At 45.2% G+C, this 23,815-nt stretch carries 20 protein-coding genes; 10 read left to right on the top strand and 10 right to left on the bottom strand.

What is annotated here, in order from left to right:
• The first annotated feature begins 82 nt into the window (after nucleotides 1-82).
• Both M0C34_RS19375 and M0C34_RS19370 read left to right on the top strand, forming a co-directional pair.
• A complete protein-coding gene (locus tag M0C34_RS19375; protein ID WP_248713297.1) occupies nucleotides 83-1,321 on the top strand; it encodes a DUF3179 domain-containing (seleno)protein in 1,239 nt (412 codons plus the stop codon).
• A gap of 202 nt (nucleotides 1,322-1,523) precedes the next feature.
• Complete coding sequence (locus M0C34_RS19370; RefSeq protein WP_248713296.1) at nucleotides 1,524-3,350, top strand: ABC transporter ATP-binding protein; 1,827 nt, start codon at nucleotides 1,524-1,526, stop codon at nucleotides 3,348-3,350.
• Between the two features lie 43 nt (nucleotides 3,351-3,393).
• On the opposite strand, the gene M0C34_RS19365 is transcribed toward M0C34_RS19370, so the two are convergent.
• Entirely contained in the window at nucleotides 3,394-4,035 is a 642-nt protein-coding gene (locus M0C34_RS19365) for a hypothetical protein (protein ID WP_248713295.1), read from the bottom strand.
• Between the two features lie 137 nt (nucleotides 4,036-4,172).
• Between M0C34_RS19365 and M0C34_RS19360 the strand changes: the two genes are divergently transcribed.
• Nucleotides 4,173-5,429, top strand: coding sequence for a sensor domain-containing diguanylate cyclase (locus M0C34_RS19360; protein WP_248713294.1), 1,257 nt, complete (start codon nucleotides 4,173-4,175; stop codon nucleotides 5,427-5,429).
• A gap of 20 nt (nucleotides 5,430-5,449) precedes the next feature.
• Here M0C34_RS19360 and yegD read toward each other — a convergent pair whose 3' ends face one another.
• On the bottom strand, nucleotides 5,450-6,823 hold the full coding sequence (gene yegD, locus M0C34_RS19355; RefSeq protein WP_248713293.1) for a molecular chaperone: 1,374 nt from the start codon (nucleotides 6,821-6,823) through the stop codon (nucleotides 5,450-5,452).
• Between the two features lie 89 nt (nucleotides 6,824-6,912).
• On the bottom strand, nucleotides 6,913-7,341 hold the full coding sequence (locus M0C34_RS19350; RefSeq protein ID WP_248713292.1) for a hypothetical protein: 429 nt from the start codon (nucleotides 7,339-7,341) through the stop codon (nucleotides 6,913-6,915).
• Between the two features lie 207 nt (nucleotides 7,342-7,548).
• On the opposite strand from M0C34_RS19350, the gene M0C34_RS19345 reads away from it, so the two are divergent.
• On the top strand, nucleotides 7,549-7,848 hold the full coding sequence (locus tag M0C34_RS19345) for a hypothetical protein (protein WP_248713291.1): 300 nt from the start codon (nucleotides 7,549-7,551) through the stop codon (nucleotides 7,846-7,848).
• A 33-nt stretch (nucleotides 7,849-7,881) separates the two neighbouring features.
• Here the strand turns inward: M0C34_RS19345 and M0C34_RS19340 are convergent, their stop codons facing one another.
• Nucleotides 7,882-8,748, bottom strand: coding sequence for a mechanosensitive ion channel family protein (locus tag M0C34_RS19340; protein WP_248713290.1), 867 nt, complete (start codon nucleotides 8,746-8,748; stop codon nucleotides 7,882-7,884).
• Nucleotides 8,749-9,030: 282 nt separating this feature from the next.
• Between M0C34_RS19340 and M0C34_RS19335 the strand changes: the two genes are divergently transcribed.
• Nucleotides 9,031-9,912: a DMT family transporter gene (locus M0C34_RS19335; RefSeq protein WP_248713289.1), complete on the top strand. Its 882-nt coding sequence runs from the start codon at nucleotides 9,031-9,033 to the stop codon at nucleotides 9,910-9,912.
• A gap of 141 nt (nucleotides 9,913-10,053) precedes the next feature.
• Nucleotides 10,054-10,299 (top strand): DUF2498 family protein, encoded by a 246-nt coding sequence (locus M0C34_RS19330; protein ID WP_248713288.1) that lies wholly within the window; start codon nucleotides 10,054-10,056, stop codon nucleotides 10,297-10,299.
• A gap of 3 nt (nucleotides 10,300-10,302) precedes the next feature.
• On the opposite strand, the gene M0C34_RS19325 is transcribed toward M0C34_RS19330, so the two are convergent.
• Complete coding sequence (locus tag M0C34_RS19325; protein ID WP_248713287.1) at nucleotides 10,303-11,940, bottom strand: glycoside hydrolase family 13 protein; 1,638 nt, start codon at nucleotides 11,938-11,940, stop codon at nucleotides 10,303-10,305.
• A gap of 344 nt (nucleotides 11,941-12,284) precedes the next feature.
• Here M0C34_RS19325 and M0C34_RS19320 point away from each other — a divergent pair, with 344 nt between their 5' ends.
• On the top strand, nucleotides 12,285-14,615 hold the full coding sequence (locus tag M0C34_RS19320; protein ID WP_248713286.1) for a starch-binding protein: 2,331 nt from the start codon (nucleotides 12,285-12,287) through the stop codon (nucleotides 14,613-14,615).
• Between the two features lie 60 nt (nucleotides 14,616-14,675).
• On the opposite strand, the gene M0C34_RS19315 is transcribed toward M0C34_RS19320, so the two are convergent.
• The 4 genes from M0C34_RS19315 to M0C34_RS19300 all read right to left on the bottom strand — a co-directional run bounded on the left by M0C34_RS19315 (nucleotide 14,676) and on the right by M0C34_RS19300 (nucleotide 20,895).
• Entirely contained in the window at nucleotides 14,676-17,858 is a 3,183-nt protein-coding gene (locus tag M0C34_RS19315; protein ID WP_248713285.1) for an efflux RND transporter permease subunit, read from the bottom strand.
• Between the two features lie 2 nt (nucleotides 17,859-17,860).
• Nucleotides 17,861-18,880, bottom strand: a complete 1,020-nt coding sequence (locus tag M0C34_RS19310) for an efflux RND transporter periplasmic adaptor subunit (RefSeq protein WP_248713284.1) — start codon at nucleotides 18,878-18,880, stop codon at nucleotides 17,861-17,863.
• Between the two features lie 54 nt (nucleotides 18,881-18,934).
• The gene (locus tag M0C34_RS19305) at nucleotides 18,935-20,623 is read right to left on the bottom strand and encodes an FAD-dependent oxidoreductase (protein ID WP_248713283.1); all 1,689 of its coding nucleotides are present in this window, start codon (nucleotides 20,621-20,623) and stop codon (nucleotides 18,935-18,937) included.
• 86 nt (nucleotides 20,624-20,709) lie between these two features.
• Nucleotides 20,710-20,895, bottom strand: coding sequence for a YgaP family membrane protein (locus M0C34_RS19300; RefSeq protein WP_220720015.1), 186 nt, complete (start codon nucleotides 20,893-20,895; stop codon nucleotides 20,710-20,712).
• Between the two features lie 154 nt (nucleotides 20,896-21,049).
• Here M0C34_RS19300 and M0C34_RS19295 point away from each other — a divergent pair, with 154 nt between their 5' ends.
• Genes M0C34_RS19295 through M0C34_RS19285 form a run of 3 tightly spaced genes read left to right on the top strand, consistent with a single transcriptional unit; the run spans nucleotide 21,050 to nucleotide 22,245 of the window.
• Nucleotides 21,050-21,346: an ArsR/SmtB family transcription factor gene (locus M0C34_RS19295; protein ID WP_248713282.1), complete on the top strand. Its 297-nt coding sequence runs from the start codon at nucleotides 21,050-21,052 to the stop codon at nucleotides 21,344-21,346.
• A gap of 49 nt (nucleotides 21,347-21,395) precedes the next feature.
• Nucleotides 21,396-21,824, top strand: coding sequence for a YeeE/YedE family protein (locus tag M0C34_RS19290; RefSeq protein ID WP_248713281.1), 429 nt, complete (start codon nucleotides 21,396-21,398; stop codon nucleotides 21,822-21,824).
• A complete protein-coding gene (locus tag M0C34_RS19285; protein WP_248713280.1) occupies nucleotides 21,817-22,245 on the top strand; it encodes a YeeE/YedE family protein in 429 nt (142 codons plus the stop codon). Before M0C34_RS19290 ends, M0C34_RS19285 begins: the two co-directional genes overlap by 8 nt.
• 34 nt (nucleotides 22,246-22,279) lie before the next feature.
• On the opposite strand, the gene M0C34_RS19280 is transcribed toward M0C34_RS19285, so the two are convergent.
• A complete protein-coding gene (locus M0C34_RS19280; RefSeq protein ID WP_248713279.1) occupies nucleotides 22,280-23,470 on the bottom strand; it encodes an ROK family protein in 1,191 nt (396 codons plus the stop codon).
• Nucleotides 23,471-23,815 lie beyond the last annotated feature (345 nt).

The following is a 23,815-nucleotide window of genomic DNA, read 5'->3' as shown; positions in this document are numbered from 1 at the left end:
GTTGTTCCATTATATGCAACAATAAGTTGTATTGTCGTCGGTTTTTCCGCTACTTCCTTCACATTAAGCTAGCTGCAATTGAATGAATGATAGAGCAGAGGTGTTTATGTTTACGAGTTTATTAATCGGAGCGGGCTTAGCGGCGTCCTTATATTTCGCGTTTATTATTTTTATGGAGCTGGGGGATTTTGGCCAGTGGGTGGTTAAGTCTACACGCAGTAAAACCATGCGAGCTTGGCATCAACGAAAACGTTTGAGCCGAAACACCTTGCTAAGCTTGGTGCTTGCTTGGGGATTGTGGCTGGTTTTAGCGAGTCATATCCCGTTAATGATGATGCTGGTAATCAGTGTGGTCATTTTGCTGATGTTTTTCTCTGGCGCAATAAACCCAGATTTTATGATGCGTGCCCGCCAAGACAATGCGGTATTTGTTAATACCGAGCAAGCGCAGCAGTACTATCACGATGATGAAAGTGTGATTGTTTATGAATACGCTGGCCAAGCACGTGCGCATTCTGATAAACAATTGGTTCGTCCCCATGTGGTTGGTGATCGTTCCGACGGCCCGGCAAATGTCGTGATGACCTATTGCGGTTTAACCAATTTAGGTATGGCTGTTGTACCTGAAATTAATGGTCAAGCTTTGTCACTTCGCCCAGTGTTACAGCTAGAAAATAATTTGGTGATGGCTGACGCGAATACCGACCAACCAATCCAGCAGCTGTGGGGCCGTAAAGAATGTGATGTAACGGCCGGTAATGCTGGCGAAATGCAGCAGGTGGCTACCTTTAGAATGCCGTTTGCCAAGTTTAAACAGGCTTACCCTAATGGCTTAGTGTTTGTAAATGATTACCTTGAAAAAGGTTTACGGCCACCATTTTGGCGAAACCCAGTGGTTTATGTTTACGACCGTATGATTGAACTGATTTTTGGCCTGGCCATCAATGCACAACATAAAATGGAAAAACCCATATTTCCCACGATTAAACATGTAGACGAACGCTTACCCAGTAAGCAATTAGTGTGGGCGTTTAATATAGGGGAGAGTTATTTTGCCTATACCGAAGCGTTTTTACGCAGCCAAGGTGGCTTAGTGAGTATTGAAGCTGAAGGGCAAACCATTGTGGTTAATTACGATCAAGAGATGCAAAGCTTAGGGGTGTTTTATAATCCAAATCAGCAGCCAGTAATAGGTTTAGATTTTGCGGGTAACTTAGAAAATGGCGAACAGCTAAAGCGAGTGGAAACACTTAAAGCGGGTATTTTTTGGATAGTGTGGGCTAACTTTTTCCCACAAACCGAGCTTAATATAAGCCAGTAAACCTCTTTACCCCCGCACTTTGATGGCAAAGGCTGGAACGTCTGGTTTCAGCCTTTTTTATGGTTTTTATTCTGATGTTCATCGAGAATTAGTTAATTGTCGTTTTATGCTCAGCAATACTGCGTCTCACTGATAAAGTGCGTTAAAGTAGTAAGTAGTATTTGTAATTTATATCTCCGCGATTTATCGCAAGGATTGCTTGATGTTTAGTTTTTTTGAGCGGCTCACGGTAGCGTTTCCGAAACAAGAGCCTAACCAACCCCCAAAAGGTTTATACCAATTTTGTCGGCACTATTGTCAGGGTATGGTTGCGCCCTTATTACTGATGGCTGTGTTGGCTGCGCTAATTGCAGTATGTGAAGTTGCATTGTTTGGCTTTATGGGCAAGCTGGTTGATTGGTTAAGTACTAAAGACCCCAACACTTTATTAAGTGACGAAGCATCCACCTTGTGGGGCATGGGGTTAATGTTGTTAGTTATCATGCCTCTGCTGACTCTAGCTTACTCTTTATTGATTCACCAAGCGTTGCTTGGCAATTTTCCGATGGCGATTCGCTGGTCAGCTCACCGCTATTTATTGCGCCAAAGTGTCACTTTTTTTGCGAATGATTTTGCGGGAAGAGTCGCCACTAAAGTGATGCAAACGGCTCTGTCAGTGCGTGAAACCGTCATGAAGCTCTTAGACCTCTCGGTCTATGTGATTGTGTATTTCACCTCGATGGTAGTGCTGGTGGCGCAGGCTGATTTAAGGCTGATTTGGCCAATGCTGATTTGGTTGCTGGTTTACATCAGTATTCAGTTAGTGTTTGTGCCTAAATTAAAAAAAATATCTACTGAGCAAGCCAATGCTCGTTCATTGATGAGTGGTCGCATCGTTGATAGTTACACCAACATTGCTACGGTAAAGTTGTTCTCTCATAGCCAGCGTGAAGCCGACTATGCGCAAGAGGGCATGGAAGAATTTTTGCTTACCGTCCATAAACAAATGCGTTTGGTGACCTACTTAAATGTGTCAGTGCAAATGGCTAATTACCTACTCACCTTTAGTATTGCTTTTCTCTCCATATATTTGTGGATGGTGGGTGATATTTCAGTTGGGGCAATCGCTATAGCCATTGCCTTGGTATTGCGTTTAAACGGTATGGCGCAGTGGATCATGTGGGAAATTGGCTCGTTGTTTGAAAATATTGGCACGGTGGCCGATGGCATGGCAACACTAACGGTGGCCCAAACCATTACCGATCAAGTAGATGCTAAGCCATTACGCGTAACTGAAAGCCGGATCCATTATCGCGATATTCGTTTTCACTATGGCGAAAAAACGGGGGTGATTGAGCAGCTTAATCTCAGCATTAAAGCGGGGGAGAAAATTGGTTTGGTAGGGCGTTCGGGCGCAGGCAAAACCACCTTAGTCAACCTGTTGCTCCGTTTTCATGATGTAGAAGGCGGGGCAATCTTAATCGATGACCAAGATATTAGCCAAGTGACCCAAGACAGCTTGCGCGCGCAAATAGGCATGGTCACACAAGACACCTCATTGTTGCATCGGTCGGTGCGCGATAACATCTTGTATGGTCGTCCTGATGCTAGCGAGGCGCAAATGCTCGCCGCAGCAAAACAAGCCAAAGCTCACGATTTTATTTTGGGTTTAACAGACCAAAGTGGCCGCACTGGTTATGATGCCCATGTTGGTGAGCGCGGAGTAAAACTCTCCGGAGGGCAACGACAGCGGATCGCGATTACTCGGGTATTGCTTAAAGATGCTCCTATTTTGGTGTTGGATGAAGCGACATCGGCCTTAGATTCAGAAGTAGAAGCGGCTATTCAAACCAGTCTAAATCAATTAATGGAAGGTAAAACAGTGATAGCAATAGCTCACCGTTTATCAACTATTGCGGCTATGGACCGCTTAATTGTATTGGACAAGGGTGAGATTATTGAACAAGGCACGCATGCTGAACTGATTCAAGGCAAGGGGATCTATAGCCAGTTATGGGCGCATCAAACCGGTGGTTTTTTGGGTGAGTAGTCCTTAATGCTAAATAAAAACGCTAGCTATTTGGCTAGCGTTTTTATTCATGGCGTTTAATTTTTTGGGCAAAGCTCTGAGGCTTGGTTTTATCTAAGCGCATCAGTAATACTTGATTCTGTGCAGTGGTTTGCTCCACTAATTGCGCGGTAGTTTTTAAGCTGGACGCCAGCTGATTAAGCTGGCTGGTGGCGGTGATAACCGCTCTACTTGTGGGAGCGAGCACACTAAAGTAGATGGCCAGTAGCGCCACGATGATAAGCACGACCAACGCTGCCAATATAATGAGTACCCACAGCTGAATTTTATTGGATAAATCGTCTGCTAATTCTACGATGGGCTGGGTGCTTTGAGAGACGGTATTTGGCAATTGTTGAAGGCTACTGTTTAATTGAGTGCTGAGTTGTGTAACCGCCAACAGCGTGTCTTCAAATTGCTGTTGTTGCTGAGGTGTTAGTTCCGGATTTGTCGCGAGATGATTGATACTTTCAGCGATACTGTCTAGCGCTTGCGCCGATTGTAAGGCCGCTTGCTCAATCCCTATCACTTCAACATTAAGTTGCATGTTTAACCGAGGGCCGGCGTTTGCTTCGCGAGTGGCATTAATCTCCTGGGCATATACGGAAAAGGCGATTAGTTGGCTAGCGAGGGTTGCTAGCAATATCGGGTAGATGATTTTCAACACATTGATACTCTTGGTTGCCGTCCATAGCTTAACTTTACTTTAACAGTCGTATTGATAAAGTGATAGTCAGTGTGAATATTTGAGTTAGTCAGCCAGCCTGACTACGCTTTAACTTAAATAGATAGGCTAAGGCATTAATGGCAAAAGTACGCGGTCTTCGCAGTTATTATGGTGTTGCAATTCATCGAGACTTTGTTCCCTTATATGTCGATGAAAGTTACGCGCACCTTTTTGGTTATGATAACGCCGAGCAAGTTCTGGCTCTTCCCTCATTGCTATCTTTAATTAGTACTGAAGATCACCAAGAGGCCATCGCCGCGAACCAAGCGATTATGTGTGGTAGCGCAAGACCTAAAGCCAAAGTGTATGAAAATAGAAACCGCCAAGGCAAACGTTTTTCGGTAATGATTATTGATCAATTGACCGACTGGCAAGGAGAGCCTGCCATACAGGTCACCATTATTGATGTTTCCGAGCAAGTGGCGGCAGAAAAAAGGCTAGAAGAAAGTGAGCAGCGCTATCGTTCATTGTTAGAAACGTCGATCCAAGGAATATTGGTACATCGCGATTTTGAGCCCTTATATGCTAATCAAGCGTTGGTGGATTTAATTGGTTACGACAGCCCTGAGGACATTCTTAACATGCCTTCTTTGTTGTCACTGATCCCCGAGGCAAACCAACAGCAAGCCATGCAATCGCATGAGCAGTTGATTGAAAGGCAAGCGGCCACCAATAACTTTGTGGTTGAATATGTGCGCCGAGACGGCACATCGGTTTGGTTACAGATAACCGCAGCGCCGGTGAGATGGGGGGATAAACCCGCTGTGCAAGCGGTGATGATGGATGTTTCCCAACAGCATCAACATCAGCGGCGCTTAGAGTTTCAAGCGAATCATGATGCACTAACGGGCTTGATTAATCGTCGCTCAATGAATGCTACTTTAATTGAAGCGTACGCAAGCAGTAAACGCTCACTACGCCCTTTATGTTGCCTGCTTTTAGACATAGATAACTTTAAGTTAATTAATGACCGTTATGGCCACCCTGCTGGAGATGAAGCGCTTAGGGTATTTGCGATTGAAAGCTTAAAAGTATTGCGGGACGGAGACTATTTAGCCCGTTGGGGGGGCGAAGAATTCTTGCTTTTACTTCCAAATTCTACGCAACAACAAGCGATGCAGGTAGCCGAGCGGGTACGCAAACATTTGGCGGATTACCGCATCGTGCATGGAGAGCATCGGTTTAGCACCACTGTCAGTATCGGACTAGCGATGCTATCGGAGTATGACAGTAGTGCAGAAGCCTTAGTTGCGCGCGCTGATGGTGCTTTGTATATCGCCAAAGAACGGGGTAAAAATAGGGTTGAATTAGCCCCGCAAGTGTATCAGTTATAAAAACATATGCTTAGGTCTCATTAAGCCGTATCAAAGATATGGTCTGCCCATAGTGTTAAGCCGCTGGTGACACTGCCAAAATTATCACCACAAATTAATGGCGCTGCGTAGCGATCCGCTAAGAATTGTTTAATCATTGGTGAGTTAGCACTACCACCGGTTAAGAAAATGGCTTCTGGCTGGCAGCCTGCCTGGGCGACAACATCATCACTTAATTTGGCGATGTTACTTAATAAACGCTCGGCTGCTTGGCGGTAGGCGTCTAGGCTCACGCTCACCGATAACTGTTGATTGAGATAACTAAGGTCGACAAGGGTCTCAGTATGTTCGCTTAGGGCTATTTTAGCTTGCTCGGCTGAAGCGCTCATTTGATAAGTTAAGCGCTCCTGGCTTAGCTGTAATAAACCTTTTAACGGTGCTAGCTGCGGTTCTTTAATTAAGCGTTGTAGCAGTAAAGTCGTATCTTTTTCATAGAAACGGGCTTGTGCTGGGAAGTCGTTAATGGCAGCCGCGTCCCAAAAGGGCTTTATCGGCATCGGTTGACCGCTGCTCAGTGTAAGCTTCGCGCCTAAACTGGGCATTAAGGTCTCAAAATTTAGCGCAATGTCAAAGTCGTTACCGCCGATACGCTCACCGTTGTAGCCGAGCACTAGGCTTTGATGGTCTTTAGTGGCCAAGTAATTTGGCCCCATGGTGAGCATCGAGATATCACTAGTTCCACCCCCTATATCAATCACCAACACGCGCTGTTCGTGGCTTAATTGTTGTTGGTAACTGAGGCCGGCAGCCATCGGTTCATATAAAAACTCAAGCTGTTTGAACCCCACAAAAGAGGCTGCGTTGCTCAAAATGTTGATGGCTTGTTGATTACTCAGTTCACTATTTAAGCCTTGGAAATTAACCGGTCGACCAATGACCACTTTTTCTAGTTCAGCCTGGCCGGTTTGTTTCACTTGCTCGGCAATATGCCACATCATGGCAGCAGCGATATCTTCAAATTGTTGTTGTTGACGTTCACGGATGCCGCTAGCACCCAAAAAAGACTTGGGCGAGCGTACGTAATAACAATCGGCGGGGTCGATGAGATATTCTTTAAGCGCTTGTTGACCAAAACTTAAATGCTCATCGTAACCATCTAGTTTGAGTTCTTTTAACGAGCGTAAACTGGCACTTAATTGCTGACCACGCGCTTGCTTGTATGGCTGTGCTTTACCTTGTTGCTCAAGCTGCTGATAGAGCCAGCCGCAGATCATCTCTGATTGAGGCGCAAACAAGGTAGAGGGCATATAACTACCGTGTTCGGGTAAATTGACTAATGTGGCTTGTTGGCCTTGCATAATGCCTACGGCACAGTTAGATGTTCCGAAATCGAAACCAGCAATAGATTGGCTCACAGTAGGCGCCTCATACTTATAAAAGGCCGCGCAGGGTAGCAAATTTAACGAAGTGGGTACAGCGGGCAAAGCCCCTTTAATTTTCAGTCTTAGAGAGCAAGATCGGCATCAGCAAGACGCAACAGATAATTCTCTTTGCTGTTTGCTGGCAGTGTATATTGCCAGTCTTGGTCGTCAATTTGCTGGTACACGGTGCGCATACCTTCGCCAAGGTTGGCTTTAACATTCAGTTGCTTAAAGCTCGTTGAAGGTGGGTTGCTGGCCTGGCTCATATCCACTAATTCCAATATGTTGCGGCGCTCCCCCGGCGCGATAGTACCTTGAAACTGTTCGATACTCAGCGGTGCTAATTGCGGGTTTAAGCTGCTGTTTAGGCTTAATGGGTAGTTGGTGAGATTTTCAATGCTGTAGCTAGTATACAGCGGGTAATCTTGGTCAGTGAGCTGCTTATTGGTATTACAAGCAGAGATAGCGAATAGCAAGCTTAAGCAAACCGTCGATTTATTTATGCTAGTCATATAGCAGCATTCAGGTTTAATTGATAATTAACGCAATATAGTTCAATTGTTTCTATTGTCAATTAAATTTGAGTGCTTCAATTAAAGTACCAAGTCAGAAAACTCTTATTTGACCCCATACCGCCAATGCATGTAACGTGTCAGCAGAAGTGGAGTAGTATCATTTTTGCTAAGCAAGTGGTTGATTAAAATGGAATTGAGTTATTGATGTTGTTGCAAGAAATCGTCGAAATAATCAGCTTTACGGACTCTGACCTTTTGTCAGAGACACTTGAAAGCTTTAACCAGCATGGAATAGTCACAGGCGATGAGCTGCCTTTTTTAACCATTGTTTATGAGCAAGCGCCGCAATACGTGATCAAGAAGCTGACAGATGTGGGTTTTAAGGGAGCGCTGCAAATAGTCAAGTTAGAGACTAGCTTTAGCCACATTAGCTATCTGGTATTCGACACTGCACGGTATACGCTGGCCGAGGCCATGCAATGGTTCGAAGCTAAACGGGCTTGATGCTAGCAGTCCTGTTGATAAAAGGCGGCATTATTAGGGCGGTTCGCCAAGACTAGGGGCGTTGAGTGCATTGTTTTGGCTTGTTTGAGCATGGTGTTGCAGGCAAAACTCAAAAAAGTCGGCCGTGATTTTTTGTTCAATGTCCATGGTTTGGTCGGTGGGGCAAAAAATAGTGACCTCAATTTTAATATGGCCTAAGTCAGTGGTGCCGACCTCTATCTGTGGCTTAGGACCGGTGATGCTGATCCCCATTTTGTGCTCAATAATCTGATTGTAGCGTAAGGCGACATCTTCGAAATCTGCACAATATTGGCTGGCATTTTCTTTTAGCTGAGCGATAAAGCTAAAGGGGTTGATATGGCTATCTCGCACTAATACAAAGTTGTGTATCGCATAGCGCTTCATAAAGTTTAAATTTTGAATGGCACTGGTAATTAGCTTGTTATTGGGAATAGAGAGGGTTTTGCCAGTGTATTGATAAGTATCAATGTTGACTTCTAATACCGTGGTTTTAATCCAGTCAATTTGCGACACTTCTCCAGCATGATTGTCTACTTCAATCCAATCGCCCACGCGAAATGGTCTGGTAGACATAAGATAGAAAAAGCCAATAATGCATTGGATAAACTCTTTGGTGGCTAAGACTATTGCTACTGCAAATGCGGCTAAGGAGAAGGCAAATTTTTGAATCTCTCCTGCCCATAGATTAAATAGCAACAATACCAATATAAACAGCAAAAAGTTTTTGAAATTACTAATCAAATCACGATGATCTTTACCGTTAGTTCGTTGCTTTTTTCCAATGAGTTTTAGGGCTAAATAGCGGACTAAGAAGGTGAAGAATATTAAACAAATTGTGATGGCCAATTTGCTGTTTAGCCAAGTCTCTAGGTCATCCATACGCTCAAAAATTCTTATGCCTTAAACAATGCCTGTAAGTTAACCTGCATTTTGTTGGAAAGGCAAACTACACTGGCTAATATTCTGAGTTTCACTAGAAAATCAGCATATACTCTGGTGGCGTAAGCGTTGGTTAGGGACTGATTGAATGGTTGGTATTTGGCTTTAGCTAAAGCGCTTCAATGGCCTGCGTCACTAATAACAATCATTTATAAGCAGCTTGTTATAGCCTGTTATGCCGCATACACTGCCGACTTTAGTTTCCAATATTTAGCTGCACTGATGAAAACACAAACCAAAGCCTATTGTTTTGGCTTAACTGCCGTACTGATGTGGTCTACCGTGGCAACAGCCTTCAAATTAGCGCTGCAGTGGTTAACGCCAATCCAGTTGGTATTGTTAGCCTCTATTAGCTCGATCTTATTGCTTAGTAGTGTATTGCTGTGGCAAAACAAGCTTCACTTAGCCTGGCGGTATGCGCTTGCTAGGCCGGCCTATTTTTTATTGGTAGGCGCGATTAATCCATTTCTTTATTATTTGGTGTTATTTAAAGCCTACGATTTACTGCCTGCCCAACAGGCACAGTCTCTCAATTACACGTGGGCAATTACCTTAGCGTTGTTAGCTGTCCCCTTTTTAAAGCAACAACTACGCAAGCAAGATTTAGTGGCGATGGCTTTGGGCTACCTGGGAGTACTAGTGATAGCCACTCGTGGCGATATTTTGGCGATGCAGTTTGATAGTGTAGCGGGGGTGTTACTCGCGCTATTTAGCACCTTACTGTGGGCCGGTTATTGGATTATTAATACTCGACATCAAGGTGATGCAGTTGCCAGTTTATTAGTGGCTTTTTGTTTTAGTCTGCCGATGGTTTTTTGCTATTGCTGGTTCACCGATGGTTTGCCGCCGTGGCATGCTAAAGCTTGGTTAGGGGCTGCTTATGTTGGTTTGTTTGAAATGGGTATCGCTTTTGTCTGTTGGGTTTTAGCGCTTAAATATACAAACAACACGGCGCGCATCAGTAACCTAATTTTTGTTTCGCCATTTTTATCGTTGTTTTTTATAGGCTATTTTTTAGGTGAGCAAATTGAGTCTGCCACCTATATCGGTTTATTGTTAATTATTAGTGGCTTAGTTATCCAGCAATGGCATGGCAATAAATAACAGCTTGAAGCCGAGCAATAAATGCGCGTTTTGTAATTTATTGAAGCTGAGGAAAATGCCACAAGTTTTGATTTAATAACTATTGCCTTGCGTGGCAAATGTGTATGCTAAAGCTTCTCTTTTAGTCACGAAAAATAGTGTATGAGCAAACAAACTATAACTAGAGAAGCCTTGATTGATATTGCTAATCAACTGCTGCGCGATCATGAAGATTACATCCCAGGCATTGAAGTTAGAGAGGTCACTCAACACCGAGATGTATTAACCTTTAAGGGCGAGTCATTTTTGGATGACGAGCTATTACCCACGGTAAATAGCCCAACCGCGTTCAATTTGTATAAGTGGTTATGCCATCGCTTATCTGAGCAATATAGTCTTAGTGAATAGACGCTAACTGGAACTTAGTGCATATATTAATGCTTGATATGGTGCTAAGTTCAGTTGCTCTAGCTGCATAACTTGCAGGCTATTTTGCTGCAGGTTATTCAAGATTACGTCGTCGACCTCATAGTCAAAACTAATCGTAGTCGCTTGCTCACTTAGGTTACATACCACTAATAAACTCTGGGCGTTATGCTGGCGCAAGTAGGCAAATACTTGCTTATGCTCAGCGAGTAACAGTGAAAATTTCCCATAAATCATGGTGTCGCTATATTTTGAAGATTTCCGTAGCTGGATCAGTTGCTGGTAGTGATAGAACACAGAGTGTTGGTCATTCAGCGCTTTTTCTACATTGATCTCAGGGTAATTAGGATTGAGTGCCAGCCATGGTTGGCCTTGGCTAAAGCCGGCATTGTTACTACTGTCCCATTGCATTGGGGTGCGGGCATTATCGCGGGCACTAGTATAGACTCCGCGCATAAACTGTTGGTGGCTAAGGCTTTGTTGTTCAACCACCTTTTCTTGATAACTGCTTTTTATCTCGATGTCGTCGTAATCATCGAGCTGTTCAAAACGCACATTGGTCATGCCTATTTCTTCACCTTGATAGATATAGGGAGTGCCCTGCATTCCATGTAACAAGGTGGCAAATAGTTTAGCGCTACGGCGGCGATATTGTTGGTCATTGCCCCAACGGCTGACAATGCGCGGAAGATCGTGGTTATTCCAAAATAAGGCGTTCCAGCCATCACCATTAAAGGCAGTTTGCCATTTGCTCAGTACTTTTTTTAATGCCACTAAATCAAAGTTTTGTACCTGCCATTTACCGTACTGGGGATGCCAATCTATGGAGGCGTGCTCAAACTGGAATACCATGGATAACTCTTGGCGTGCTGGGTCTGAGTATAGCTTGGCAATCTCAGGTGTCGCCCCCCATGTTTCGCCTACAGTAACCAATTGCTTGTTGGCAAAACATGCTTGATGCAAATTCTGCAGTAGCGGGTGTAAGTGGGGGCCGTTTTCGGTAATCCCTTGGTCAATTTGTTTACCAATTAGGTCAATCACGTCTAAGCGGAAGCCAGCGACACCTTGCTCTATCCACCACGAAATCATTTGTTGGATTTCTTTGGCAACGTTGGGGTTTTCCCAGTTTAGGTCGGGCTGTGCGTCAGCAAATAAGTGGAAATAGTATTGCTGGGTATTCGCGTCAAATTGCCAGGCAGGCCCACCAAAAATGGATGCTATCTCATTGGGTTGGTCACGCCAAATGTAATACTCTCGGTAAGGATTTTGACGACTTTGTTGCGCCTGCTTAAACCAAGCATGCTGATCAGAGGTGTGGTTCAGCACTAAATCCATCATGATGCCAATATTCCGTTGGCGAGCTGAGTTAATCAGTTCACGCATATCGTCTAAGTTGCCAAAGCGTGGGTCGATGGCCTGGTAGTCAGCTATGTCATAGCCATTGTCTTTCATTGGCGAAAGGTAGACGGGTGATAACCAGATTACATCGATAGCCAACTTTTCTAGATAATCTAATTTGCTAATAATGCCGCGTATATCACCATTGCCATCACCGCTGCTATCACAAAAACTACGCGGATAAACTTGGTATACCACGGCTGAATGCCACCATTGCTTTATCATGTCACTGCCTTAATTCTCAGCTTATTATGGCGATTGTAATGGCTAAGCTAGTGATGAGTAACATTTTTCTCTGGTCTGGTTGAAATTTGATCGCTGCCCGCTGTTTTTGTTGGCTTTGTTAATTATTTGTGATCGCTTGCTCATTAACTGGTCTAACTTTCCTATTGTACGAAATTTGCGCGTAACGTAGAACACTAGGTAAATTAACTAGGGATAGTTAAGTTTAAGCCGTACTTGTGGTTCTTTTCCCGATGTCTTCTACCTACTCACCATATAAAACACCAAAGAGTGATGGTGACTAAAAAAACATAAGAGACGCTCAACGATTACATGGGAAAGTATCAATGAGAAAATTTAGCAAACTCGCCACTAGCGCCCTGCTAGTTGGTGCGGTGCTGGGCTATGCGTCCAGTGCCATGGCGGCTCCTAGAACCGCCTTTGTACACCTCTTCGAATGGAAATGGGAAGATATCGCGCAAGAATGTGAAACCTTGCTTGGGCCTAAAGGCTTTGCCGCTGTGCAAGTTTCTCCCCCCACTAAGTCCCACGACGCGGGTGCGTGGTGGAGTCGTTACCAACCGGTTAGTTATTCGTTTGAAGGTCGCAGCGGTAGCCGTGAACAATTTCAAAACATGGTTCAACGTTGTAAGAATGTTGGGGTAGATATTTATGTAGACGCAGTGATTAATCACATGGCGGCTTACGATAGAAACTTCCCTGAAGTGCCTTATGGACCCAATGACTTTAACTCCTGTACAGGTGATATTGATTACGGCAATCGCTGGCAAGTACAAAACTGTGATTTAGTGGGTCTTAACGATCTTAAAACGGGATCAGATTATGTACGCCAGAAAATTGCTGATTACATGAATGATGCTATAGGCATGGGGGTAGCTGGTTTCCGTATTGACGCTGCCAAGCATATTCCTGCTGGCGATATAGCGGCAATTAAGGGCAAGTTAAACGGTAACCCTTACATTTTCCAAGAAGTGATTGGTGCACCTGGCGAGCCTGTTCGCCCAACCGAATACACGTTTATTGGCGATGTGACAGAGTTTGAATTTGCCCGTAAGTTAGGTCCAGCCTTCCGAGATAGCAATATTGCTTGGTTGAAAGACTTAGGCGGCCAAATGGAGCTTTCTAGCTCTGATGCGGTCACCTTTGTGACGAACCACGATGAAGAGCGTCATAACCCCGGCGGACCAATTTGGCATGGGGTGCAAGGAGACGGCTACTTCTTAGCGAATATTTTTGCTCTCGCTTACCCTTATGGTTATCCGAAAATCATGTCGGGTTACTACTTTAACGGCGACTTTGATGCAGGGCCACCAAGCAGCGGTGTGCATACCGGTAATGCTTGTGGCTTTAATGGTGGCAGCTGGGTGTGTGAGCACAAATGGCGCGGTATCGCTAATATGGTGGGGTTCCGTAACCATACAGCAGGCGAGTGGCGTATTAGCAACTGGTGGCAAGGTGGCAATGACCAAATAGCCTTTGGCCGCGGTGGTTTAGGCTTTGTAGTTATTAACAAACGTTATGGTAGCAACATCAACCAAAGCTTTGACACCGGCATGCCTGATGGTCAGTACTGTAACGTTATTGAAGCAGACTTTAATGAAAGTACTGGTCAATGTAATGCGGCTGCAGATGCTAGTGGCCAAACGGTGATCACGGTAAGTGGTGGCCAAGCTAACTTCAGTGTCGGCGGTGATAAAGCTGCTGCGATTCACGTAGGAGCAAAAATTGGTGAGGTATGTACTGGTGCTGATTGCCCATGTACTACCAACTGTGGCACCGATCCTAAACCGGCTACTCCGGTAGTCGCGACGTCAATTTGTACTTCTGAAAACTTGTCTAGCCTCTATTACTGGGGCGCACAACCTGCAGGTAGCTTAGCTGATGCAGCTTGGCCTGGTGTAGCCATGCAAACAAATGGTGACTTTAAGTGCCATGATGTAGGGGTAGAACTAAGCAGCGTTAATGCTATCTTTAGTAATGGCGGGGCCAATAAAACTGCCGACCTAACGGTGGCGGGCGGTGCCGGTTGTTACAAAGACAGCACTTGGCGTTCACTACAAGATTGTGGCTTTGAAGTAGTGGTTGTTGATCCTGAACCTGTTGGTGGTACTGAAGTGTGTTACGACAACCAAGCGGGCTTTAGTAAGCCAACACTTTATTACTGGTCTGTAAGCGGAGAAACTGCAGTTGCCAATGCGCAATGGCCTGGTGTGGCTATGGTGCAAAAAGAAGGTTATTACTGTTATGACTTTGCTACTAAACTAAGCAGCCTGAACCTTATCTTCAATGATAATGGTGCTAACCAGTCGGCTGACTTAAGCACTACGGGTGATAACTTATGTTACGCACTAGGTAGTTGGGTTGCCTCTACGAACTGTGTTGGAGGCACCAATCCTGATAACGGTGGCGATGAAGTATGGTACTTCCGTGGTACTGCAAATGGATGGGGTAAAGCTCAGCTAGATTATGACAGTACTAGTGGTTTGTATTACACCGTTCAAAGCTTTAACGGTGAAGAAGCGCCAGCGCGTTTCAAAATTGATGATGGCAATTGGACCGAGTCGTACCCAACTGCCGATTATCAAGTGTCTGACAACAGTGCTTACCGGATCAACTTTAATAGTGTGACTAAAGCTATTACGGTGAGCGCTCAATAAAATATTTTTATGCGTCTCAGCTTTTGCCCGGTTTACACCGGGCTTTTTTATGAGTCAAGCTTAAGCCATTTCGCTTGGGTAATGTTTACGCATTAAAGCGAAATATAAAACCGGAATCACTACCAAGGTGAGCAAGGTCGACACCAATATTCCAAATATTAAACTAATCGCTAGCCCGTTAAAAATCGGGTCGTCTAAGATAAACAAAGCGCCAATCATAGCGGCTAATCCAGTCAAAATAATTGGTTTGGCTCTTACCGCACCCGAGCTAATCACCGCTTTAGAAAATGGCATGCCAGCGGCGGCTTGCTGATTAATAAAATCGACTAACAAAATCGAATTTCGCACAATGATCCCCGCTAAAGCAATCATGCCAATCATAGAGGTGGCAGTAAACTGTGCACCTAATAAGGCATGTCCAGGCATCACCCCAATAATGGTTAATGGAATAGGCGCCATAATAATCAGCGGTACTAAATAAGAGCGAAACTGTGCCACTACCAATAGATAGATCATGATCATACCCACCGCATAGGCCAGGCCCATATCGCGGAATGTTTCATAGGTGATTTTCCACTCGCCATCCCACAAAATTGCAATGTCACTTAGCCCGTCGGGTTGCTCTATATAATGCTGGGCAAAGGGTAAACCAGCCTCTTCAGCACTCAAGGCCATGTCAAACATGCCATATAAGGGACTATCTAATTCGCCTGCCATATCGGCAATGACCATGACCATGGGAATGGTATTTTTATGCATGATTGGTGTATCGATGATGCCTTGCTGAATGCTCACTAACTCACTTAAAGGTATCGCTTGGCCTTGCTGATTGGTTAAGCGTAAATTAAGCACTTGCTCTAAATCTAGTTTGTCGCCTTCTTTTAGCTGCAAGCGGATCGGCACTGGGTATTGCTGTTGCTCACTGTGTAAGTAGCTCACATCGTTACCGCCAACGGCGGTGCTAATTACCTCGACAATATCACCATAGTTAATCCCTAGTAGCGAACTTTTAGAGCGGTCAATGGTTACCCGCCATTGGCTTTGTGGGCCTGGCAGCATGATGTCGATATCAACGATGTCTTCGGTGTTATGAAAGTGCTGCATCAAGGCATTGGCGGCTTGCTGACGAATCTCGTCACTGGGCCCATACACTTCAGCTACGATGGGCGACCACACTGGCGGGCCGGGGGGGACTTCGACCACCTTAATATTGGCTTGATAAGGTAAGCCAATGGCTTGTAACTGTTTACGTACTGAGCCTGCGATGCTGTGGCTATCGCGTTCACGTTCCGATTTATCAACCAAGTTAACTTGTATATCACCGAGCTCTTGGCTGTTGCGCATGAAGTAGTGTCGCACTAAACCGTTAAAATTAATGGGGGCGGTGGTGCCAGCATACAGTTGTAAATCGGCGACTTCAGGTACCGTCATTAGGTAATCACTAAGCTCGAGCAATAAGCGTTGGTTTTGCTCTAAGCTGCGGCCTTCGGGCAGATCTACCATCACCTGAAATTCAGATTTGTTATCAAAGGGCAGCATCTTCATGACGACCAGCTTATTAAGCGGTAAGGCGATCGCTGCGACGATCATGAGTATTACTGCTAACCACAGTAAGCCACGGGCTTTTTTGCCATTTTTTTTATCCAAAAACGGACCGATTAAGCCTTCAAAGAAACGCTGTAACTTCGACTCTTCTGATGACTCAGCTACGCCATGGGCGCTACTGTTCAGTAGCTTGGCGCTGAGCCAAGGTGACAATACAAAGGCAACTGATAACGAAATAAGCATGCCGAGGCTGGCATTAATTGGAATAGGGCTCATGTAAGGCCCCATTAAGCCAGACACAAAGGCCATGGGGAGCAGCGCGGCTATAACCGTAAAGGTGGCCAAAATAGTGGGTCCACCAACTTCATCTACCGCCTGCGGAATAATACTTAGTAAATCGGGTTTGTTTAGGTCAGTGGCCGCTAGCCCCATATGGCGGTGGATATTTTCGACCACCACAATGGCATCATCAACGAGTATTCCGATGGAGAAAATAAGCGCAAATAGCGAAACTCTATTCAGGGTAAAACCCCAAGCCCAAGAAGCAAACAGAGTAATGGCCAGAGTAATCACAATGGCGATGCCCACCACCACAGCTTCGCGCCAGCCCATGGTAATCAATACTAAAAGTACTACAGCGGCAGTAGCAAAAATCAGTTTGCCAATCAGCGTATTGGCTTTGTCAGCTGCGGTGGCACCATAGTTTCGGCTAAGCTGGTGGCTCACTTGATGAGGGATTAACACATTGTCTAATTGATTGATTCGTTGTTCAATTCGCTCCGCCAGTTGCACCGCATTTTCGCCCGCTTGTTTAGCAATGGCAATGGTCACCGAAGGGAAGCTACCTTGCTGATTCACCAGCCAAACGCTTTGGCTGGGTAGCTCGGCACTGAGGCTAATCTCGGCGACATCTGTGAGGTATACGGCTTGTTGCTGGTGGACTGCTATCACTAGGTTTTCGAGTTCGCTGGCGGTCCGCAAAAATTGCCCGGTTTGAACTTTGATGACTTGGTTATCTTGAATCAGGTCTACCAAGCCAGATTGCTGGTTATTTGCCTGTAGTTGCTGAGCGATTTGCTTAAACTCAACACCATAAGCATTCAGCTTGACGGGATCGATGCGCACTGACGCGACCAAAGGTTGCTCGCCTAAGGTGTATACATCGTTGGTGCCGGGGATCCGTTTCAGTTCGGTTTCTAGGGTGTGGGCTACCTTTGTTAATTCGAAAGGCGTTAGTTGCTGGCTCTCGTCCCAAAGGGACACACTTACGATGGGTACATCGTCAATCGCCCGTGGTTTAATTAAGGGTTGGCCAACGCCTGCTCCGGTGGGTAATTTGTCTAAATTGGCGTAGATTTGATTGTATAAACTGACGATGGCATCGTTTCGCTTAACGCCTACCTCAAACACCACAATGAGCATTGCACCATTAGGTTGAGAGAAGGAATACAAGGTGTCGATACCATTTAACTCTGAAATTATTTTTTCAGCAGGTAGGGTGACTAAATGCTCAACCTCTTTGGGGCTTGCACCCGGAAATGGGATGTAAACATCGGCAAAAGTCACATCAATTTGCGGTTCTTCTTCCTTGGGGGTAATCATTACCGAAAATATCCCCATTAATAAGCCCACTAAGGCTAACAATGGGGTTATTGGCGAGTGCAGAAAACGCTCTCCAATGCGTCCAGCTATTCCCATGACTATTGCTCCTTATCTAGCATTGCTTGATAGGCTGACAACGCAATGACATCACCATTTTCTAGCCCCGAAAGCACTTGAACTTGGTCTGCGTTAGTATCGCCTAAGCGCACTTGATTAAGACGATAACCTTGACTGGTTTTTAAGTAGACTGCACTCAGTTCGTTAAGCTCTAGCACTGTGGAGCGGGGTACCCACATTTGCTGACGTTGGCCATAACTAAAGCCCAGTTTGGCCCAGCTGCCGGGGTACATGACAGTATTGTCGGTAGGAAGATTGAGGCGTATTTTAAATGAGTGGGACTGCGGGTCGGCGTGCCTGAAAATAGTGAAGTCATTTGACAGCAGCTCTGTTTGCCCGGCAAGCGTAAGAGAAAACTGCGTATCGCTATTGATCACATCAAGGTAGCGTTGTGGAATGTAAGCAATCGCCCGCATGTTCTCTAATGAGTAGCCAGAATATAGCGGCTGACCTTGAGAAATGGTTTCGCCTAGTTGCACATGACGCTGAGTCACAATGCCGGAAAAAGGTGCTTTAATTACCGTGTATTCTAGGGTTTCTTTTGCTTGAACTAAAGCCGCATTCGCCGCGTGAACCGCGCTTTTTGCTGCCTTGGCTTCAGTTTCTGCTTGGTCGAGCTGACCCTTTGACACCGCCCCTTGGGGGTAAAGTTTTTGCAGTCGTTGCCATTGACGTTGGGCTTCGTTGTTTTGTGCAATAGCGCGACTAAGCTGGGCATTAGCAGAGGCATAAGAGGCGGATTGCTGAGTGCTAGTGATTTCTAGAATGACCGAACCTTTTTCAACAAAATCATTCACGTCGTAATAGAGCTTAAGCACTCTGCCTGATGTTTGTGCGGCCAGCGTTGCGGCGTCTACCGCTTCAATAACGGCATCTAACTCAACGGTAATCGGTATCGCTTGTGAGCTTACAGTGAAGCTACTAGTAGCGGGTGATGTTGCCTGAGCGGCATTGGCTGCAAACAATAGCAGACCAAGGAAAACAGTGACTAGAGTTTGCATTATGAATTACCCTCCTGGTAAAAAATGGCGCTATCTTATAGCGCCATTTTAGGTCTATTGAGTTGCTTGATCCGCTAGCCACGTTTTATAGCCACCGCTTAAGTTTTTAGCCTCAAAGCCATGATTAGCCAGTTGGCGATAGGCAACATTGCCACGTAAGCCCACCATGCAATAAATTAAAATTTCTTTATCTTTAGGTAGTTCAGCAATGCGGTCACGTAATTGGTCTACTGGAATGTTGATGGCTCCTGGGATTGCTCCCAATTTCTCTAGCTCACCAGGATTACGCACATCCAAAATTAGCTGCTGTTCAGTGGGCTGATTGATGTCATCGCTGTGACACAAGCGAGTCGTGCCATCAATACTATTGGCCGCAACAAAACCTGCTTGGTTTACCACATCTTTGGCGCTGCCAAAAGGCGGAGCATAAGTCAGCTCTAGATGTTGTAAATCAAATACTGTCATTCCGGCGCGTTGGGCTACTGCAAGTACGTCGATACGTTTGTCTATACCGTCTTTACCCACTGCCTGAGCACCATAAATCAAACCACTTTGCGGATGAAATAATAGCTTGAGATTAATCGGATGTGCACCGGGATAGTAACCAGCATGGCTGGCCGCGTGCACGTATACTTTTTGATAATCAAGTCCCTTTCTCTTAAGCGTTTTTTCATTTAAACCGGTAGAGGCCACAGCGATATCGAATATCTTACAAATTGCGGTGCCTTGGCTCCGCTGATAATGCTCGTTCGCACCAAAGATGTTATTGGCGACCATTCGGCCTTGACGATTTGCCGGCCCTGCCAGTGGGATTAGTGCTGCGTCCCCGGTGACAAAATCAGGATCTTCAATCGCATCACCCACAGCGTAAATCGCTGGGTCAGAGGTTTGTAATTGACTATTTACTTTAATACCACCCAGCTCGCCCAGCTCAATTCCGGCGAGTTTGGCTAATGTGGTTTCAGGTTTAACCCCTATCGCCATAATCAGTAGTTCAGTCTCTAGTATATCCCCGTTACTTAGGCGTAACGCTAAGGCTTGAGGATCAAGGTTGGCTAATTCATCCTCTTTCTCATGATGGGATGGAAATACAGCTTCTAACGCGACGCCTACATGTAGATCGACACCATGGTGGCGAAGCTCTTGATGTAAAGGGCTGGCCATTTCGGGGTCTACAGGGGCCATAACCTGTGATGACAATTCAATCAGGCTGGTACTTATACCGCGTTGAATTAAGGCTTCGGCCATCTCGATACCAATAAAACCGCCACCCACAACGGTGGCATGTTTAGGTTTGTTGGTGTCGATGCTGGCAATAATCTTATCCATGTCAGGAATATTGCGTAATGAGAACGTACGATTGTTTTGAATGCCGGGAAGTGGCGGAACAATCGGAGCAGCGCCAGGGCTCAACACTAAAGCATCGTAGCTTTCTAGGTAGTCTTGTTGGTTTAGCAGATCGCGAATAGTGACAGTTTTGTTTTCTCTATCAATGCTAATGACTTCATTCATCACCCTCACATCAACGTTGAATCGGGCTTTAAAGCTTTCAGGAGTTTGCAGTAATAAAGCATCGCGCTGTTCGATGTCACCACCAATATGGTAGGGCAGGCCGCAGTTCGCAAAAGAAATAAACGGGCCTCGCTCTAACATAACAATCTCGGCAGTTTCACTTAAACGGCGAGCTCGGGCAGCCGCGGACGCGCCACCAGCAACACCACCTACGATAACAATCTTACGCATAACAAACTCCAAAAATTTAACTATAGCTTCGCTGCTCAAGGGCAGAATAAAAACTAATCATAAAGATGATTTATATCAATGATTTACTATTTAAAACCTAAACGCTTAAATACCATCGCGGCTGGGCAAAAACCGGTGATTGCACTTTGAATCAAATTAAAGCCGACAAAAACCGTAAACCAAATAAAGTTAGGGTGAACCCACTGGGTTAATGCCAGTGAAAGTAGCACCATCGCTCCTGCAAAAATACGAACAACATTTTCTAATGACATGATCGTTCTCCTTGTTAAGTCTGTCATCACTATATATTAGTAAAATCTAATTCGCAATAATCTAATATAAATTAAACTAAATTATTTAAGGCTAAATTAGGTTTGACTAATTTACTGTGCTTTGTATAATAGCGGCAAGTAAAAAGGGGGCTGTATGCAAGATGTGTTGGTTATGCGAGAAAATGCAGAGTTGGTGAGTGAACTACTAAAGACCATCGCCCACCCAGATCGCCTAGTAGTATTGTGTTTGCTAAGTGATAGTGAAATGGGCGTCACTGAATTACGCCAGTTCAGCCAGAACAGCCAATCAGCGTTTTCTCAGCATCTAAAGGTGCTAAGAGAAAGTGGTTTAGTGGAAGTGCGCAAAGAAGCACAAAACGTCTATTATTGTCTTGCTGACCCGCGTATCAAGCAACTGCTGAATAGCTTACAACAACAATTTTGTCGTTAAGCTGCGACCGCCTTAACCTATTTTTTGATTTAAACGTTTGGAGTTATCTATGAGTAATTTTACCCCATGGAGCGCCCTGTTGGGGGGCATGCTTTTGGGCTTGTCTGCGTCTCTATTATTACTGTTAAGTGGCAGAACCGCAGGCATAAGTGGTGTACTGGGTGGTATTTTTGGTGCAGCCAAAAGTGAATGGCCTTGGCGGGTAGCATTTGTTGGTGCCATGGCTGCCAGCGTATTGGTGACTCAGCCTCTTGGTGTTAGCGTGCCTGTACTGCCAGATTACTCTCTATCGTGGATTGTGTTTGCCGGGCTTGCCGTTGGCGTAGGTACTCAGTTGGCTAATGGCTGTACCAGTGGGCACGGCATATGCGGTATTGGTCGCTTTTCACCTCGTTCGATATTTGCCACAGGGGTATTTATGATAACTGCAGCTCTCGTGGTAGGAGTGAGCGCTTATTTAGGAGCAGGTTATGTATAAAATAGTAGTTGGTTTAATTACAGGCCTGCTATTTGGTTTGGGAATGAATATCTCGCAAATGGTCGACCCCAATAAAGTACTTAACTTTTTAGACGTATTTGGTGCTTGGGATGCAAGTTTGGCCTTTGTTATCGGTGGGGCTTTATTGGTATTTATCCCATTTTATCACCTGGTCATAAAGCCAAGGGAGCGTGCCATAAATGGCGATGAGTATCACTGTGTGCCGACCAATCAGGCTATTACTAAGCGTTTAATGGGTGGTTCGATATTGTTTGGTATCGGTTGGGGTATGGTAGGTATTTGTCCTGGCCCTGCAGTGGCAAGCTTGTTACGTGGTGATTCCGCCATTTATTGGTTTATCGCTAGCATGCTTATCGGCCACTATGCGAGTCAGTTCGTGGTGAAACAGCGGCAAGTTTAAGCCTGCTTAAAAAGGAGCCTAAGCTCCTTTTTTATTAGTCGGTTTGCTGCTGAATAATCGCAATCATACCGAGGCCTGTCATGTCTTCATCCCAAGAGAACTTCTCGACCACTCCATCGGTTTGATGGTAGGGCAAGAGGTTTTCTTTTAAGGTTTTGCTCATCGCTTCATGAATAAACGCATAATCACGTACGCCAGGCCCTGAAATAACGATTTTTTGCGGATTGAATAGCGCCATAATGTTGGCCAATCCCAAACCTAATACTGTGCCGGCTTGGTTGAAAATGTTAGCCATCACTTGGTCGCCGCTTTGGGCACGCTCGCAGAGGGCTTGCATTTGCTTTTCTGAAGGATGGAGAAATTCAGATTGTGGCAAATTATAGATGGCACTGGCATCTCGATAAATAGCATAGTCACCTAGGTAGGCTTCTATACAGCCGCGCCCTCCGCAGCGACACTGAGATCCATTTAAGGTGAATTTAGTATGGCCAAACTCAGTGGTTGCGGCGCCGGCGTCTTGGTAAATTTCACCGTTCACAATTAAGCCCATCCCCACGCCGTAGCCAAGCTGAATAGCCACAAAATTATTAATATTTTGGTATTGAGGCTGGCTATGCAGTGCAACCGCGAGGCAGTTTGCATCGTTGGCAATAAATACCGGAAGTTGGGCTCGCTGACTGAGTAGATCCACTAAATGTAGGTGTTCACCATCTACCGCCGGGCTCCATAATATCCCCTTACCTTGCGTCTCGATAACGCCTTGTACGGCGAGGCCTAATCCGCGTAACTTGGCTCGGTCAACTTGGTGCTGGGTAATGAAATTTTCTACTACCGAATGTATGGTATCAGCCAATTGTGTTTCATTTAAGCTGACCGTTACCATCGACAGCGTGCGGTGTGCAACTATTTCGCCGTTTATGTTGCCAAGCATTAAGCCAATTTCATTGAGGGATAACTTAATACTCAAGTAAAAAGCGGAGTTTTTGTTGAGTTGTAATTTTACTTTAGGCCGCCCGCGAACGCCGCCAGGTTCAAGCACTACATTTTGTTCAAAAATAATGCCTTGCTGGACTAACTCTGAGGTGATTGAGGTAACGGTTGCTGGGCTTAACTGGGTATAGCCACCCAGCTCAACTCTGGCTAACTCACCATGAATGCGCAGACTTTGAATGATATCTCTGCGGTTGGCGGTGCGGATTAGCTCGGTATCGGTAATTTTCTTCATTAACTACTTATTCAGCTTGTAGGCTTATTCAGACAAAGTAACCCTTTTAAAAGGAATAAAAATCACTTTTTCAAAGTTTTGTTATTTCTGTCACGCTTATCCAATTTAAGCGTGGGTTCAGAGTAGTTAGCTAGCGCGATGTAGCGAGCATGACATGCAATAAAAATAACCCGCCAACGAGGGCGGGCTCTGGGAATGAGTCCACAAAGGAAAAGAAAATGCTATAAACAGTAAATCTAACTGCTGTCCTTCATCGAATAACGATGTTTACCACTCTCTCGTCAAATCAGCGCTACCAAAGGTTTGCTGAAGATTGACTTGAGATGGTTAAATATTAGTCGCTTT

It is taken from the genome of Agarivorans sp. TSD2052, assembly GCF_023238625.1.
Classification (GTDB): Bacteria; Pseudomonadota; Gammaproteobacteria; order Enterobacterales; family Celerinatantimonadaceae; genus Agarivorans.
The sequence above is the reverse complement of the archived record's forward strand: the minus strand, read 5'-3'. Positions and strand labels throughout refer to the sequence as shown.

Excerpts from the sequence above, each read along its gene's own strand:
- M0C34_RS19375 (WP_248713297.1), top strand. The coding sequence starts at position 83 with ATGAATGATAGAGCAGAGGTGTTTATGTTTACGAGTTTATTAATCGGA.
- M0C34_RS19370 (WP_248713296.1), top strand. The coding sequence starts at position 1,524 with ATGTTTAGTTTTTTTGAGCGGCTCACGGTAGCGTTTCCGAAACAAGAG.
- M0C34_RS19360 (WP_248713294.1), top strand. The coding sequence starts at position 4,173 with ATGGCAAAAGTACGCGGTCTTCGCAGTTATTATGGTGTTGCAATTCAT.
- M0C34_RS19350 (WP_248713292.1), bottom strand. The coding sequence starts at position 7,341 with ATGACTAGCATAAATAAATCGACGGTTTGCTTAAGCTTGCTATTCGCT.
- M0C34_RS19345 (WP_248713291.1), top strand. The coding sequence starts at position 7,549 with ATGTTGTTGCAAGAAATCGTCGAAATAATCAGCTTTACGGACTCTGAC.
- M0C34_RS19340 (WP_248713290.1), bottom strand. The coding sequence starts at position 8,748 with ATGGATGACCTAGAGACTTGGCTAAACAGCAAATTGGCCATCACAATT.
- M0C34_RS19335 (WP_248713289.1), top strand. The coding sequence starts at position 9,031 with ATGAAAACACAAACCAAAGCCTATTGTTTTGGCTTAACTGCCGTACTG.
- M0C34_RS19330 (WP_248713288.1), top strand. The coding sequence starts at position 10,054 with ATGAGCAAACAAACTATAACTAGAGAAGCCTTGATTGATATTGCTAAT.
- M0C34_RS19325 (WP_248713287.1), bottom strand. The coding sequence starts at position 11,940 with ATGATAAAGCAATGGTGGCATTCAGCCGTGGTATACCAAGTTTATCCG.
- M0C34_RS19320 (WP_248713286.1), top strand. The coding sequence starts at position 12,285 with ATGAGAAAATTTAGCAAACTCGCCACTAGCGCCCTGCTAGTTGGTGCG.
- M0C34_RS19315 (WP_248713285.1), bottom strand. The coding sequence starts at position 17,858 with ATGGGAATAGCTGGACGCATTGGAGAGCGTTTTCTGCACTCGCCAATA.
- M0C34_RS19310 (WP_248713284.1), bottom strand. The coding sequence starts at position 18,880 with ATGCAAACTCTAGTCACTGTTTTCCTTGGTCTGCTATTGTTTGCAGCC.
- M0C34_RS19305 (WP_248713283.1), bottom strand. The coding sequence starts at position 20,623 with ATGCGTAAGATTGTTATCGTAGGTGGTGTTGCTGGTGGCGCGTCCGCG.
- M0C34_RS19300 (WP_220720015.1), bottom strand. The coding sequence starts at position 20,895 with ATGTCATTAGAAAATGTTGTTCGTATTTTTGCAGGAGCGATGGTGCTA.
- M0C34_RS19295 (WP_248713282.1), top strand. The coding sequence starts at position 21,050 with ATGCAAGATGTGTTGGTTATGCGAGAAAATGCAGAGTTGGTGAGTGAA.
- M0C34_RS19290 (WP_248713281.1), top strand. The coding sequence starts at position 21,396 with ATGAGTAATTTTACCCCATGGAGCGCCCTGTTGGGGGGCATGCTTTTG.
- M0C34_RS19285 (WP_248713280.1), top strand. The coding sequence starts at position 21,817 with ATGTATAAAATAGTAGTTGGTTTAATTACAGGCCTGCTATTTGGTTTG.
- M0C34_RS19280 (WP_248713279.1), bottom strand. The coding sequence starts at position 23,470 with ATGAAGAAAATTACCGATACCGAGCTAATCCGCACCGCCAACCGCAGA.